General features: G+C 44.5%; 13 protein-coding genes. 5 read left to right on the top strand and 8 right to left on the bottom strand.

The genetic code is table 11. The features are described from left to right. Nucleotides 1–141 precede the first annotated feature (141 nt). Both EDD68_RS12915 and EDD68_RS12910 read right to left on the bottom strand, forming a co-directional pair. Nucleotides 142–861 carry a response regulator gene (locus tag EDD68_RS12915; RefSeq protein ID WP_132372707.1) on the bottom strand — a complete coding sequence of 240 codons (720 nt, stop codon included), beginning with the start codon at nucleotides 859–861 and terminating at the stop codon, nucleotides 142–144. Next, nucleotides 839–2,443: an ATP-binding protein gene (locus tag EDD68_RS12910; protein WP_243646869.1), complete on the bottom strand. Its 1,605-nt coding sequence runs from the start codon at nucleotides 2,441–2,443 to the stop codon at nucleotides 839–841. Before EDD68_RS12910 ends, EDD68_RS12915 begins: the two co-directional genes overlap by 23 nt. 99 nt (nucleotides 2,444–2,542) lie before the next feature. Here EDD68_RS12910 and EDD68_RS12905 point away from each other — a divergent pair, with 99 nt between their 5' ends. Further along, on the top strand, nucleotides 2,543–3,601 hold the full coding sequence (locus tag EDD68_RS12905) for a DctP family TRAP transporter solute-binding subunit (RefSeq protein WP_243646868.1): 1,059 nt from the start codon (nucleotides 2,543–2,545) through the stop codon (nucleotides 3,599–3,601). Between the two features lie 155 nt (nucleotides 3,602–3,756). Here EDD68_RS12905 and EDD68_RS12900 read toward each other — a convergent pair whose 3' ends face one another. From EDD68_RS12900 to nagA, 4 genes are all read right to left on the bottom strand, one after another. Next, nucleotides 3,757–4,134 (bottom strand): RidA family protein, encoded by a 378-nt coding sequence (locus EDD68_RS12900; protein ID WP_132372705.1) that lies wholly within the window; start codon nucleotides 4,132–4,134, stop codon nucleotides 3,757–3,759. Between the two features lie 80 nt (nucleotides 4,135–4,214). After that, a complete protein-coding gene (locus EDD68_RS12895; protein WP_132372704.1) occupies nucleotides 4,215–5,537 on the bottom strand; it encodes an alpha/beta hydrolase in 1,323 nt (440 codons plus the stop codon). 295 nt (nucleotides 5,538–5,832) lie between these two features. Next, a complete protein-coding gene (nagB, locus tag EDD68_RS12890; protein WP_132372703.1) occupies nucleotides 5,833–6,576 on the bottom strand; it encodes a glucosamine-6-phosphate deaminase in 744 nt (247 codons plus the stop codon). Between the two features lie 6 nt (nucleotides 6,577–6,582). Continuing rightward, nucleotides 6,583–7,767: an N-acetylglucosamine-6-phosphate deacetylase gene (nagA, locus tag EDD68_RS12885; RefSeq protein WP_132372725.1), complete on the bottom strand. Its 1,185-nt coding sequence runs from the start codon at nucleotides 7,765–7,767 to the stop codon at nucleotides 6,583–6,585. Between the two features lie 276 nt (nucleotides 7,768–8,043). Between nagA and EDD68_RS12880 the strand changes: the two genes are divergently transcribed. Then, complete coding sequence (locus EDD68_RS12880) at nucleotides 8,044–8,958, top strand: ketopantoate reductase family protein (RefSeq protein ID WP_132372702.1); 915 nt, start codon at nucleotides 8,044–8,046, stop codon at nucleotides 8,956–8,958. A 96-nt stretch (nucleotides 8,959–9,054) separates the two neighbouring features. Here the strand turns inward: EDD68_RS12880 and EDD68_RS12875 are convergent, their stop codons facing one another. Next, the gene (locus EDD68_RS12875; RefSeq protein ID WP_132372701.1) at nucleotides 9,055–9,936 is read right to left on the bottom strand and encodes a DMT family transporter; all 882 of its coding nucleotides are present in this window, start codon (nucleotides 9,934–9,936) and stop codon (nucleotides 9,055–9,057) included. Between the two features lie 761 nt (nucleotides 9,937–10,697). On the opposite strand from EDD68_RS12875, the gene EDD68_RS12870 reads away from it, so the two are divergent. From EDD68_RS12870 to EDD68_RS12860, 3 genes are all read left to right on the top strand, one after another. Next, complete coding sequence (locus EDD68_RS12870; RefSeq protein ID WP_132372700.1) at nucleotides 10,698–11,771, top strand: branched-chain amino acid aminotransferase; 1,074 nt, start codon at nucleotides 10,698–10,700, stop codon at nucleotides 11,769–11,771. Between the two features lie 438 nt (nucleotides 11,772–12,209). Beyond that, nucleotides 12,210–12,929, top strand: coding sequence for a DsbA family oxidoreductase (locus EDD68_RS12865; protein ID WP_132372699.1), 720 nt, complete (start codon nucleotides 12,210–12,212; stop codon nucleotides 12,927–12,929). Nucleotides 12,930–13,104: 175 nt separating this feature from the next. Next, nucleotides 13,105–13,731 (top strand): trimeric intracellular cation channel family protein, encoded by a 627-nt coding sequence (locus EDD68_RS12860; protein WP_132372698.1) that lies wholly within the window; start codon nucleotides 13,105–13,107, stop codon nucleotides 13,729–13,731. Between the two features lie 85 nt (nucleotides 13,732–13,816). Here the strand turns inward: EDD68_RS12860 and EDD68_RS12855 are convergent, their stop codons facing one another. Then, entirely contained in the window at nucleotides 13,817–14,191 is a 375-nt protein-coding gene (locus tag EDD68_RS12855) for a YbaN family protein (RefSeq protein ID WP_132372697.1), read from the bottom strand. Nucleotides 14,192–14,296: the final 105 nt, after the last annotated feature.

Genomic DNA, 14,296 nt, shown 5'->3' with positions numbered 1-14,296 from the left:
TTTTTGGTCTCTGTTCAGCAACAGGATGACAGGGATTTCATATAGGAAAGAGGCGGTGAACATCTTTAGCTGGGTGAAAAGCAGAAGTACTGAACATGATCAAAAACTGTTCCAGAAGCTGGACAACAAAACCGAAATGTGTCACTTACTTTTTAAAATATACCGGTTTAATGGCCGCCCTACACCGCCGTATTGCAGATCCAGCTTAACCTTTCCCACTTTTTGCAGATAGTCCAGATATCTCCTGGCTGTTACCCTTGCTATGCCAATTCCATCCGCGGTCTCCTCAGCCGAAACCGATTCCTCCTGTTCCGACAGAAATAACATAATCTGCTTCAACGTCTGTTCATTAAGTCCTTTGGGTAAATTTCCCACGTTGCCGGAGTCTATGACAGAGCGAATGGCAGCTGATTCATTGCGGCGGGAGATCCATTGATCAAGCTGCTCCTGGCTTAACTCCCCTTCTCCGGACAGCCTCCATGCATACATTCTGTAATGGTTCAAAGCCCGCTCAAGCCGTTCAAATTTGAACGGTTTAATAATATAATCAATCGCCCCATGCTGAAACATTTTCCGGATGGTCAGCCGATCATTGGCAGCTGTTATGACAATGACATCGATATCCATATCGAGCTGCCTTAACTTCTGTAGTGTTTCAATTCCGTCTTTTTCAGGCATGTAAATATCCAGAAGTACAAGGTCTGGCTTGATTTCTATGACCTTTTCCATTCCATCGGCACCATTACTTGCAACACCGGCAATTTGAAATCCCTCAACCTTTTCAATAAACTGGCGATTGACTTCCTGAACCATCGGATCGTCTTCAATAAGCAGCACGTCAATTGGCCTGTCTTTGTTCATTCATGTTCTCCTCCATTTCCAGCGGAAACTGCAGATAAAAGCTTGTCCCTTCTCCCGGGTGAGAGATAACTTCAATTTTCCCCTTTGCCTTTTCTGCCATTTTTTGAACTAAATACAGTCCTATTCCGGATCCCTCGTTCTTCTTTGTTGTATATCCTTTTTCAAATATATGTTCAATTATTTCGCTGTTCATGCCCCGGCCATTATCCTCCACACTGATCTGGATCGAGTCCTTTTTCTCCACTATGGAAACATAGACGAGTTTTTCCTGTTTTTTGTCCCCGCGTAATGCATCAAAGGAATTTTCGATCAAATTTCCGAGAATGATCACAAAATCATTGCCATCCATGTGTGCCGGGTAGTTTTTCAGGCTCGTGTTTTCATCAATCTGCACCTCTATCCCCAGTTCGTTCCCCCGCTGCACCTTGCTGATCAGCAGACCGGCAACACTATAATCTTGAATATTCTTCGTCAAAAACCTGGATAGTTTTTTCTGCCCTTCTGTTACTTCAAATACATAATCAAGGGCCCTTTCTTTCTGATCAAGCTGAATGAGGCCGGCAATGGTGTGAAGCTTGTTCATATGTTCATGATTCTGAACCCTAAGGGCATCCACAAAGGCTTTTACCCCGGATAATTCCTCTGCCATTTTCGTGACATCCGTCTGATCCAAAAAGATGGTTAATATTCCGACCTTTTCTCCCTCGACCTGAACAGGTACCCGGTTTGTTAAGATGTGTTTGTCGCCGACAAAAACGATTTCATTTTCCAGATCGGACTGATCCAGCAAAAACTGACGCAAACTGCTGTAGCCTGCTAAATCTTCTGGTCGCTTTCCGATCACGTCATCATGGATTCCGAATATCTTTTTCGCTTTATCGTTAAAGACCACAATAACCCCGTGTCGGTCAACGGCAATAACTCCCTCATTCATCGCCTGGAAAATCGCTGTCCTCTCCTGCAAAATCCGGGCAATTTCATGGGGCTCAAGCTGAAAGGTCTGGTCTTTCAAATGTCGGGCCAGAAGCCAGGACCCGATGACCCCAAACAGCCCTGTCAGCAATAAGGTTAACAAAATTTCAGTTTGAATGTTGCTTAAAATTTCCTTGAGAGTTGGCATCACATTACCGACAACGACAACTCCGATCTGTTCATGCTGATCATTCATAATCGGAACAAAGGAACGGACGGACACCCCCAGTTCGCCCTTTGCTTTTGATACATAGCTGTGTTCCGCGAATGCCGCCCCTTCATCTTTTCCCGAGGAAATCGTCCCCAGCTTTTCCTCAATGGGATGGGAATAGCGGATCCGGTTCATGTTTAAAACGACAATGTAGTCCGCCCGGTTGATGGTTCTGATCTGGTCAATCATTGGGTTTAATTTTCTCCAGCCTTCCGTCTCGGTGATATAATCTTTGACTTCCGGAAGATTGGCTACCATCCGGCCAATCATCAACCCTCGTTCACCAAGTTCCCTTTCCCTGTCCTGGTAGATGTTACCGATTAAAATAATTCCCCCGATCATCAGGCAAAACAGGACAACACCAAAAGACAAGATCATAATTTTTAGTTTGATGGGCATTCGCTTCAGGGACATCGCTACCGACCTTTCGCAATTTTTACAATATTATAACAAGTTATGATAAACTGATGTAAACATTTGTTTAGGGTGGGGATCCAGGTGCGCACTTTTTTTGTGATCACTTTGATCATTTTAGCAGGTATTTTTTCTGCGATTTTTATCGGCTTTGATGTAAGCGATTCCACAGGCAACCATACATATGACGATGAACAGGAAATGCTGGATGAGCAAATCGTCATTCGCTTTAGCCATGTGGTCGCTGAAACATCCCCAAAAGGAGCCACCGTCCGAAAATTTGCCGAGCTCGTCTATGAAAAAACGGAAGGAAAAGTAAAAGTGGACGTTTTCCCAAATGGAGTGCTATATAACGACAATAATGAATGGGAAGCGATTCAGAGTGGTAGTGTGGAAATGATTGCACCAGCTTCTTCCAAACTGGCTCCCTATTATCCCCGCTTCCAGGTACTGGATCTGCCATTTATTTTTCCAAACGATCAGGCTGTCCGGGAAGCGTATGAAGGGAAAATAGGACAACAGTTAATGGGCGACATGAAGCACGACAATGCAAAACCTCTGACCTTCTGGTATAACGGCTTTAAGCAGATCACGTACAGGAAGCATCCTATTCTCAATCCTGAAGATTTTGAACGGACCCATTTCCGTACCATGCCCAGTGAGGTGATTAAAGAACAATTTCAAATGATGGGTGCGAGCACCAGCGTCATTCCGTTCAATAAAATTTACCGCAACCTGGAAGTTCAATTTGTGGATGGGCAGGAAAATACCATTTCAAATATTTACACAAAAAAATTTTACAAACATCAGCCTTATGTCACATTCAGCCAACACGGATATCTTGGATACGTTGTGCTCATCAACCGGGATTTTTGGGAAGCACTTCCCGAAGATCTGCAAATGAAAATCAGGGAAGCACTGGCTGAAGCAACGGACTGGAACAGAAGACATGCGATCGAAATCAATGATAGGCATACCCGGGCGTTAAAACGGACCGGTCAAACGGAAGTTCATTTCCTGACGCCAGAGCAGCGGGAAGAATGGGAAAAGCAGCTCGAGCCCATTTATGCGAAATTCAAGCCCATCATCGGTGAAGGTTTAATGGAGGAGGCCCTGAACATACGGGAAACATATTCCCGATAAACTTTTCTATAGTCGTTGGGGTTAAAATAAGAACTTATATCAGCAAACCATCTTCGGGACAAATGACATTGATCCGACATGCCAAAACCTATACCGTATAATACAGAAAGCCCCGGGCATGAATAAGCCATTCATGTCCGGGAACAATGAAAAGATTATTTCACCTGGGCGATGGCCTCGATTTCCACTTCCACATCTTTAGGAAGGCGGGAAACCTCCACTGCTGCGCGGGCCGGCATCGTCTCTCCGAAATATCTGGCATATATGTCGTTAAACTCCTGAAAACGGTTCATATCCTTTAAGAAAACGGTTGTTTTCACCACCAGATCGAGGGAAGATCCAGCTGCTTCCAGAATTCTCCTGAGATTGTTAATAACAAGATCCACCTGATCGCTGAATGCTTCAGGAATTTCCCCGGTTTCAGGGTTAAGGGGAATCTGCCCTGAAACGAAAATGAGATCTTTTGTTTTGATAGCCTGGGAATACGGGCCAATGGCAGCCGGGGCTTTTTCCGTCTGAATTCTTTCACGCATATGGTCCACTCCTTTTCAAACTTTCCCAAAGTTATCGTTCTCTTTTTATATTGGACAAAAGTCCGGATTAACCTGCAAATTTATTTTTCTAAAAATCCTTCACGCTGAAGAAAATCGATTATTCCGCTGATCAGCCCATCGGAAAGGGGCAATTCCGGATCGGAATAGGTCTTTACATTATCCTCACGATTGGCCGGGGCTTCCTTCAGAACGTGATTCATTCCTTCTATGATCAGCAATTTTGATTGAGGACTGGCTTCATGGAGCGTTCGCGCTTCTTTTTCAGATACCTGAATATCATGGGTTCCCTGAATAATGAGAACCGGGATATCCAGCTTGCGGATTTCTTCAGCCGGATCATACTGCATCCACGATGTTAAAAATTCCAGGATAGATGGACGGAACACGCTATACAGCTCCTGGCTAATATCTTCCACCGCCTCCTGCCGTTTTAACCGGGCAAGTATCGTCTTGCTTTCGTCATATAAATGTTCCGGGAGGCTTTCTTTTAGCTGATCATCAAGCACCTGATCAACAGGTTGGCCGGCACCGGCAATGGAGATGAACAAATCTGCACCTTCTATCTCAGCTGCTGCCATCCCTACCAGAGAGCCCTGGCTGTGTCCAAGGATACCTACTTTAGAAAAGCGTTCATCCGTTTTTAAGAGCTGGACCCATGCTACAGCATCATGAATAAAATGTTCAAAACGGGTATCCTCTTCCGGAATGGCTGCTTCGTGATTTTTACCGGCACCCCGTTTGTCGTAGCGGACACTGGCAACCCCTTGCTCAGCCAATTCCTCCGCAAGCATTTTTAAGCTGTTATTTTTACCGGGCATTGTGGGCGTATTGCCGTTTCTGTCAGTTGGTCCAGACCCTGGAATAATGAGAACCACAGGATGCGGACCATTCCCATCCGGAAGTTCCAGCTCACCGTATAGGGTTCCATGATCTGTATTTACCGATAAAAATTGTTCAGCCTCGTCTTCTGATGGGGATGATGTCTGATTTTGTTTCGTTAATTCAAACGGAAACGACATGCCATTCTGAGTAAAAGTTCCGGTTATGGACTCCTTCTCCCTTTCCCCGGTAAAAGTGAGCGTCTGACCCTGAATATTCATCGTAAAATAAACGTCCGGATCGCTGATGTTCACATTTGAAAGGGGGTAATCCTGTATGCCCTGAACAGGGATGCTGATGGTTCCTATCCATTCCTTTTCCTTCTCCAAAGTAACCTGAATATTCAGCGGCTGATCGGGTACCTGAATCAAGCCTTGATACTCTCCCGAAAGGCTATCTCCGGCAGTATCCTTCTTTTTTTCTTCATCAGGTTGTTTGCTGCATGGCGATAACAGTGTAATCACCGCCAGCAACAAAACGATCAGTGTGTACTTTTTTTTCATGTTTGAATCCTCCTGTTGAAATCCGTATAGCTCTTATACGGTATAAAAACAGCGGGGGTTTCTTTTTTATGATGGTGGAGGAAAGCCAGGAGAATATTGATCCATTTTTCCGGTACCCCCAAAGCAGTATGACTGCCCACCTGCCATTCAGTCCTCCGTCATTTGAAACGGGGGCTCGATATTTTCGGATAACCAACTGTTCTGTCATATGTTTCCGTGATCGGTGGACACGTTGATTAAACCAAATCAAGCGATTCTTGATGCTATGCAATTGTAAAGGAAAATGCCGTTCCAATCACATGCCTCGGGTAACGTTTGCCTCTTTTAACGCAGGACGGTCTGCAATCACGGTTACATTCGGATGATGTTTCAGGATGGTGGCAGGAAAATCGGGGGTGACCGCTTCATGAAAAAATCTGAACATCGTGGCTGATTTATGAGCGCCTGAAGCCAGAAGCAAAATTTCCTTACTGTTCATAATCGTCGCAAGTCCCATGGTAATGGCGTGATAAGGTACATCCTGAAGGGAATGAAAATAGCGGGAATTTGCCTTTCTGGTGGACTCTGAAAGTTTCACCACATGGGTACGGGAATTTAGCGGGGTTCCCGGTTCATTAAAACCGATATGGCCGTTTTGACCGATTCCAAGGATTTGCAGATCTACTCCTCCGTGCTTCAGAATCAGTTCTTCATACCTCTCACATTCCAGGTCCAAATTTCTTGCCGTGCCGTCAGGAAGGTGAGCATGTTTTTCCTGAATATCAATATGCTGAAAAAAATGGTGATTCATATAATAATGATAACTGTTCGGATGGTCAGGCGAAAGGTCTGTATATTCATCAAGGTTAAAGGTGATAACGTCCTGGTAGGGTGTTTCATTTTTTCGGTGATCTTCCACTAACCGTTTATACAAACCGACAGGTGTGTGGCCTGTCGGAAGGCCAAGGGTGATCTGCGGCTGTTTTAGAACCCTGTCAATCACTTTTTCTGCTGCAAGAATGCTCATTTCCTCATAGTCTTTTGTTTCAACGATTTCCATTCTGTATCACACCTTTTTCTGATATGCTAATCGCCCCCGGCAAAAGGTCATTATGACATCGAAATCATCATTCACGATGACAAAATCGGCATCTTTCCCAGGAGAAATGCTTCCTTTACGGTCATATATACCTAACTGTTTGGCAGGATTCACGCTTGTTATGGCAATGATGTCTTCCATGCGGCAACCAGTATAATTTCTCATATTTTTTGCCGCTTTGTTCATTTTTAATACACTACCTGCAAGGGTTCCGTCGAAGAGTCTGGCTTCCCCATATTTGAGTCTGACCCGCTGGCCGCCCAGTTCATACGTACCGGCGTCCAGCCCTTTTGCCCTGATCGCATCCGTAATCAATATGATTCTGTTCTTTGTTTTTTGCTGAAAAGCAAGACGAATCACATCGGGATGAACATGAATCCCGTCTGCAATGATTTCTGTGTACAATTCGTCTTGTAATAGGGCAGCGCCGACCACTCCCGGTTCCCGGTGATGGAGGCCGCTCATCTGGTTATACAAATGGGTCACCTGTCTGGCACCCTTTTGGATTGCATGCTGTACGGACTCATAGGTGGCGTCGGAATGGCCGATGGACGCAATGGTGCCTTTTCTGGAGATATATTCTATAAATGGCAAACCCCCTGGCAATTCCGGAGCAGCTGTTACGATTCGGATGGCCCCATCCGCTAATTTTTGCCAGCGGTGGAAAAGGCCGATGTCTGGATTTTTTATGTGAGAAACCGACTGGGCTCCCGCTTTTTTCTTGGAGATGAATGGACCCTCCAGATGAACTCCCAGCACTTCTGCACCTTGATGATCATTTTGCCATCGGATAAACTGTCCCACATTTTGAAGGGCTTTTTCAATTTTCCAGGATTCCTGAGTCATGGTTGTTGCCAGAAAACTGGTCGTTCCTTCTTGTGGAAGAGAAATAGCAATGGTTTCAAGGGCTTCAGGAGTTGCATCCATCGTGTCTGCCCCATTTACCCCATGAATGTGAAGATCAATAAACCCCGGAATGAGGTGAAGGTCCGAGTCAAGCTCAATGATATCGGCGGAGGGCTGTTCGATCAGGTCATGCACATTCCCCACCCGCGTTATTTTTGACCCCTGGATTTCTACAAATCCCTTTTCAATAGTCCGCTGTTCACTGTAAACAGTCATATTTTTCATCATGAGGTGGTGACTTTTCATGATTTCCCCCCTGTATTCGTCGTCTTTTGCGTACAGCAACAGTTCCCCGTTCTCATCTAAATCATTCCATACGACAAGACATACTTCCTCTTTTTTATCATACCCCAAATACCATGGTGCCTGTCACTTGTCGATTCAGATTTGAATCTATCTTTGGGATTCTAAAAAAAGGCGAACAGGTTAGATTTTTCAAGGAAATTGAGTTCGTCTCGCCAGTGACAGGCACCGTCTGTGAATGGTAAAATAACAAAAAATTCTAAATTTGGAGTGATGGATATGAAAATCGTCATCCAGGGAGCGGGGGCACTAGGTTCCTATTTCGGTGGAAGACTCCAGGAAGCGGGTCAAGAAGTCACTTTTCTTGTGCGTCGAAACAGGAGTACACAGATCCGAAAAAATGGGCTGGCTATTCAAAGTGTAAAAGGAAATTATAGGATTGATCCGCTCCATATCATTGAAAGTCCAGAAAATATTGAACAAACGGATCTGGTCATAACTGCGGTTAAGGGCTACCATCTGAGAGGGGCCATCGGAGATTTGAAAAAACTGGTACAAAAAGGAGCCAGAGTATTACCCCTTCTTAATGGGATGGAACATATTGAAATGCTTCAAAATGAATTGGGTAAGGAAAATGTTCTTGGCGGACTGGCGTTTATTATCGCTACCCTTGATGAGAAGGGTCATGTAGTACATACGAGTGATCAGCATCGGATGGTGTTTGGGAAGCTCCACCCTTCTCAGAAAGAACTGTGCGAGGAATTAGAAAGCATTACACGCCAAGCAAATATGCAGGCGGAGTATGCTGATGACATTTTGCAGGCTTTGTGGGAAAAATATATCTTTATTACGGCATTTTCCGGCGTAACCACGGCTGCTAATCTACCCATCGGACCTGTTAGAAACACACCTGAAACTCTGGATGTTTACAAGAATGTCCTGAAAGAGATGGCTGATCTGGCTCAGGCCTATGGGTACCCCATAGCCGAAGACCAGATGAAAAAGGCCATGGATTCAGCCTTCCGTTTTTCAGAAGATAGCACTTCCTCCATGCATCAGGACAGACGAAAAGGATTGACACTGGAAGTGGAGCACCTGCAGGGCGGAGCATTACGCATGGCTGAAAAAAAGGGGCTCAAACTCCCTGTCATCAAAACCATCTATGGCCTTATCAAACCATTTGAAAACAAATAAATCATATGGGTGCCAGTTACCGGTCGAATGGTGTCGGGATAAAAAAGCGCTTACTGAGCATGAAGCGCTCCTTTATCAGTCACAATGCGGTGCCATTCACCGGTTGTTTTTTGTCGATACCGCCTGCTTCGCCAGCTGATTATTTTTCACAAACATATAAGCCAGGGCACTGAAAATGATCACATACCCGACAACGCTCAGCAGATCGGGAACCTGATTAAACACTACAATACTGAACACCGCAGCAAACACAACTGTCGAATAGAAGAAAATCGAAATTTCTTTTGCAGGTGCATATTTATAAGCCAGGGTAATTCCGAACTGCCCCACCGTCGCTAAGGTTCCTGCAAGCAGCAGATATACAAGCTGCCTGGTTGTCATCGGTTCATAAAAAAGGATGACAAAGGGCAAAAGCACAACAGTGGAGAAAAATGAAAAGTAAAAAACGACGGTATAATACTTTTCCTTTTCCCCAAGCACCCTCAACACCGTATATGCTCCGGCTGCAAAGACGGCCGACAGCAGGCCAATCATATACGGTACGACATCGATGGAAAACTGAGGCTTAATAATAAACAGTGTTCCCACAAACGCAACAATCACTGCCATAATTTGATATCTCATCGGCTTTTCCTTCAAAAAAACAGCCGCAAAAATAATCGTAAAAAACGGGCTTAATTTGTTTAACATATCGGCATCCGACAGGACGAGATGATCAATGGCATAAAAATAAAAAACGATTCCCATTGTTCCCAGGGATGAACGAAGCAGCAAATATTTCTGATTTTCCCTCTTTCCAAAAAACCGTTCTTTATAATATAAAACAAATCCAAAAGAAATCACTGCCGAAACCGCATTGCGGAACAATGTTTTTTGAATCGACGGTAAATCCCCTGACAGCTTCACAAAGGCAGCCATGACAGAAAATCCAAATGCGGATATCAACAGCAGTATAATTCCTTTATTTTTGTCGCTCATCTTCTCCACCTCGCAGATCCTGATCCAGGCACCCATTTCTGTCCATCAAGCGCCAGTCACCTGTCGAATTTTAACAAAAAATTAGAGGGATGTCACTTTCTTTAAAGATCTGTATTGTAAAAAGAGCAGTCGTGACAGCATATGCTTTGCATTTTATCGTATTTGTCACTGAGCAAAGACATTTTATTTTTAAAAATTTACAAATAACCATTGACGAAGTGGTGTAAAGTCGTTATAATCATTTTCAAATTATCAAAAATGCCAGATAATTTAGAATCATTTCCCGGGATAATAAAAATTGGGGGGACCTGGAAAAAAGATACCTTTATACTTGATCATTCAACACTTTGCCAATGATTCCAACGGATTGTAAGTGTATAGGAGCGTGTACCACTCGTTACCAAAATAATGCGGCAGTCTGCACACTATTAGACTGAAGATTCCGAGTGGCACCAGTATGGTTTCGCCTCACCAATCGTGGCTCAAAAGAAGGACTCGATTGAGAGGCGGCTTTTTTTATCCGTTAAAACAGCAGGGCTTAAAAGCAAAAAAGCACCAGAGCAATCATTCCCAAAGTACGATAACGTTTAGTGGAATTCCGTCAGAACCCTAACAATCCTGACGGTAAACCAGTTCCAGATCGGGAACTGAACTTTTCAGCTGCATCAGAATCGACAGGCGTTCATCGTTAACTCAGCACTTATCAATTGCTTTAAATAACCTGGGGGCCAGGTAAAACTATTGCGGAGGGTGTGTTCTCTATGAATAAGGTAGTAGAATTCATGAAAGCAGAAAAACTGAAACCGAAGCCTGATCCGACAGCGCTGCAGTTTGGCAAACATTTTACGGATCACATGTTTGTGTTGGATTATAGCCAGGACAGAGGGTGGCACTCGCCACGAATCGCTCCATACGAACCGCTGACACTGGATCCGGCTTCACTTGTATTTCATTACGGTCAGGCAGTTTTTGAAGGGTTAAAAGCATACCGCTCGCCCGATGGCAGGGTACTTCTTTTCCGACCGGAACAAAACGTCAAGCGCCTGAACGATACATGCAAACGAATGTGCATCCCGCCACTGGACGAAGAAGCTGTACTCGAAGGTCTCAAACAGCTGATTGAAATTGAACAGGACTGGGTTCCTGATCAGGAAGGAACCGCTCTGTACATTCGTCCATTTATTGTCGCGACTGAACCTTATTTAGGCGTTCGTCCATCCAATGCCTATAAATTTTTAATCATTCTTTCGCCGGTTGGCGCGTATTACTCATCCGAGCAGCTTTCACCGGTGAAAATTTACGTGGAAGACGAGTACGTCCGTGCAGCAAAAGGCGGGGTCGGCCACGTCAAAACCTCCGGAAACTACGCAGCCAGCCTTCTCGCCCAGAAAAAAGCTCAGGAACTCGGATACGACCAGGTGTTATGGCTTGATGCAAAAGAGAAAAAATATGTTGAAGAAGTGGGCAGCATGAACATTTTCTTTAAAATCAATGGGGAGGTCATTACCCCTGAACTGAACGGCAGCATTTTAAAGGGGATTACCAGACAATCCACCCTTGAACTGCTCGATCACTGGGGCATTCCAGTCCGTGAAGAACGCGTTTCGATGATAGATCTGTATCAGGCTTATCAGAAAGGAGAGCTTGAAGAAGTGTTCGGAACTGGCACGGCCGTCGTGATTTCTCCTGTCGGGGAACTGAACTGGAACGGCAGAAAAATGGTCATCAATCAATTTAAAACCGGTGAATTGTCCTATAAAATCTATGACTCCATCACTAATATTCAATATGGAAAACAGCATGACCCATTCGGGTGGACGGTTGAGATTAACTAATTTCCAGAATAAAAGGCTACTGAGGCAAAACCGTATAAGGTAATGAAAAATCCGAACTATATTCAATTAACATGTGAATTAGTTCGGGTTTTTATTCGTCAACATGCTTCGCTTTCCGCGGACAAGGCCTCAACTTCCTCAACTGCACACCTATTCTGTCTTTAGGGATTTTCGGCTCGTGCTGTTCCGGTAGACGTCCAGGCCTTATGACTATGCAAGGGTTTTGTTCGTCTTTTCTGCCGTTCTTTCATTTTTTGTCCCATCCCCCTTCTCTATTTTGTGAAAGCCGTTTTCTCCTGTATGAGACCGGATACCTCGAGGAAAAATATTTTTTCATTAATGATCCAAACTTCCTGATTTCCTCTTCCCTTTGAGCCCGCATGATATGCACGATCTATGGTAAAATTGAATATAACGATTTGAAACGGAGGTTTAGAAATGAAAATCGAAATCTGGTCTGATTTTGTTTGTCCCTTTTGCTACATCGGAAAAAGAAGGTTGGAAAATGCACTGAAACAATTTCACCATAGGAATCAGGTGAAAATTGAATTGAAAAGTTTTGAGCTCGATCCTCAGGCTCCGGTTAACGATCACCGAAGCACCTATGAAGTCCTCGCAACCAAATACGGTATGAGCATTGAACAGGCAAAACAGATGACAGAGAGAGTAGCCGAGCAGGCAAAGAGCGTCGGGCTCACCTTTCATTTTGATCAGATGAAGCGAACCAATACGTTTAATGCCCATCGTCTGGCCAAATATGCCGAAAAGCTCGGAGAAGAAAAAAAGCTGACAGAAAAATTATTTTATGCCCATTTTACAGACGGAAAAAATATTGGTGATCCCGAAACACTCATTTCCCTTGCAGTGGAATCTGGTCTGGACCAGAACCAAGTGAAAGAGTTGCTGGAGGATAAGACCGCTTACGCAAAGGAAGTCCGTTCTGATCAGGAAGCAGCCCGCAGGTACAACATCACCGGAGTACCTTATTTTATCTTCAATCACAAATACGCCATTTCCGGGGCACAGCCCCTTGAAACATTTGTCAGCGCGCTGGAAAAAGTGTGGAAGGAAGAAACCGATGGCCTAAAGGACCTCTCAAGCAATTCAACTCAAAGCGCCCTTTGCACAGATGAGAACTGTGAAATTCCATCAAATTAAATTAAAGAGCCGCCAGCACAGCGGCTTTTTCTGCTTCTATCCTTCATTTTCTCTCTAACACATGTTTATAATGATCTTCCCATTTCCACACATCCGGTTGCCCTAACTCTATGAATTTTTGTTACAATATAAGCTGCATCACGAAAATCACACTTACATAAAGGAGTACATCACATTGACCTGGGAAGTATTGAACATTATCGGCACCATTGCTTTTGCCATCAGCGGGGCGATTGTTGCCATGGAAGAAGAATATGACATACTGGGGGTTTATATACTCGGGATGACAACGGCCTTTGGCGGAGGAGCTATTCGAAACCTCTTGATCGGCCTCCCCATTTCAGACCTCTGGAACCAGGGAGCGTTATTTATATTGGCCATAACAGTGATCACGATTGTTTTTCTGTTTCCATTTGGTGCTCTTAAACAGTGGAAAAAATGGGGGACCTTCACGGACGCCATCGGACTTTCCGCGTTCGCCATTCAAGGAGCCCTCTATGCTGCATCAATGAATCATCCGCTCAGCGCTGTCATTATGGCTGCTCTCCTTACCGGAAGCGGCGGCGGGGTTATCCGTGATGTCCTGGCCGGACGAAAGCCCCTGTTATTACGAGGGGATATATATGGTGTATGGGCAATGCTGGCCGGGTTGCTGATTGGAGTCGGAATGGTCAACCAGACATGGGGACTGTATGCTTTATTCGTATTGATTGTCATTCTCCGCATGCTCACAGTGTACTTTAAATGGTCCCTGCCTTACCGGTCATTAAAAGATGCTAATTATTCCCGGAAAGAACGTTAACCCAATCCAACCTCTATTCGTGTTTATCCTGTTGAAGCAAAACGCTGCCTGCCACTGATTTTCAAAGGGGGGAACCATTCCCCTCTTATGACCGCAATGTTTTCAGGGACAGGATATACCAGGTGAAATAAGCGGCAACCAGTAAAAGGAGAACGCGTACGGCAACGAGAGGTACAACAAAAAACGCCGAATAAATCATGGATACCCACAACAGCACAATTCCCGTCACCTTTGCTTTTAACGGAATTCCTCTCTTTTCTCGAAAGTCACGGATATATTTCCCAAACCATCTGTTATTTAACAGCCAGATATATAAACGATCGGAACTGCGAACAAAACACGCAGCTGAGAGCAGCAGAAAAGGAGTGGTCGGGATCAGGGGCAGAATAATGCCAATGATTCCAAGCCCTAAAAACAAAAAACCTGAGCCAATCAGCAACATTTTCGCGGCCATCTTCATCGATGATTCCCCTTTGTAACTATCATTTGATTCAATTATAACGGATAACTCCCGCAAGTGTGGATTCATCCGCAAGTCACTACTTTTCTTTGTATACATGTCAAT

Source organism: Melghiribacillus thermohalophilus (genome assembly GCF_004342905.1).
Lineage (GTDB): Bacteria > Bacillota > Bacilli > Bacillales > Alkalibacillaceae > Melghiribacillus > Melghiribacillus thermohalophilus.
This window is presented reverse-complemented; position numbering and strand designations above follow the sequence as displayed.

Bases quoted from the DNA above. Each gene is read 5' to 3' on its own strand.
- EDD68_RS12895 (WP_132372704.1), bottom strand. From the start codon at position 5,537: ATGAAAAAAAAGTACACACTGATCGTTTTGTTGCTGGCGGTGATTACA.
- nagA (WP_132372725.1), bottom strand. From the start codon at position 7,767: ATGAAAAGTCACCACCTCATGATGAAAAATATGACTGTTTACAGTGAA.
- nagB (WP_132372703.1), bottom strand. From the start codon at position 6,576: ATGGAAATCGTTGAAACAAAAGACTATGAGGAAATGAGCATTCTTGCA.
- EDD68_RS12900 (WP_132372705.1), bottom strand. From the start codon at position 4,134: ATGCGTGAAAGAATTCAGACGGAAAAAGCCCCGGCTGCCATTGGCCCG.
- EDD68_RS12910 (WP_243646869.1), bottom strand. From the start codon at position 2,443: ATGCCCATCAAACTAAAAATTATGATCTTGTCTTTTGGTGTTGTCCTG.
- EDD68_RS12870 (WP_132372700.1), top strand. From the start codon at position 10,698: ATGAATAAGGTAGTAGAATTCATGAAAGCAGAAAAACTGAAACCGAAG.
- EDD68_RS12875 (WP_132372701.1), bottom strand. From the start codon at position 9,936: ATGAGCGACAAAAATAAAGGAATTATACTGCTGTTGATATCCGCATTT.
- EDD68_RS12915 (WP_132372707.1), bottom strand. From the start codon at position 861: ATGAACAAAGACAGGCCAATTGACGTGCTGCTTATTGAAGACGATCCG.
- EDD68_RS12865 (WP_132372699.1), top strand. From the start codon at position 12,210: ATGAAAATCGAAATCTGGTCTGATTTTGTTTGTCCCTTTTGCTACATC.
- EDD68_RS12855 (WP_132372697.1), bottom strand. From the start codon at position 14,191: ATGAAGATGGCCGCGAAAATGTTGCTGATTGGCTCAGGTTTTTTGTTT.
- EDD68_RS12880 (WP_132372702.1), top strand. From the start codon at position 8,044: ATGAAAATCGTCATCCAGGGAGCGGGGGCACTAGGTTCCTATTTCGGT.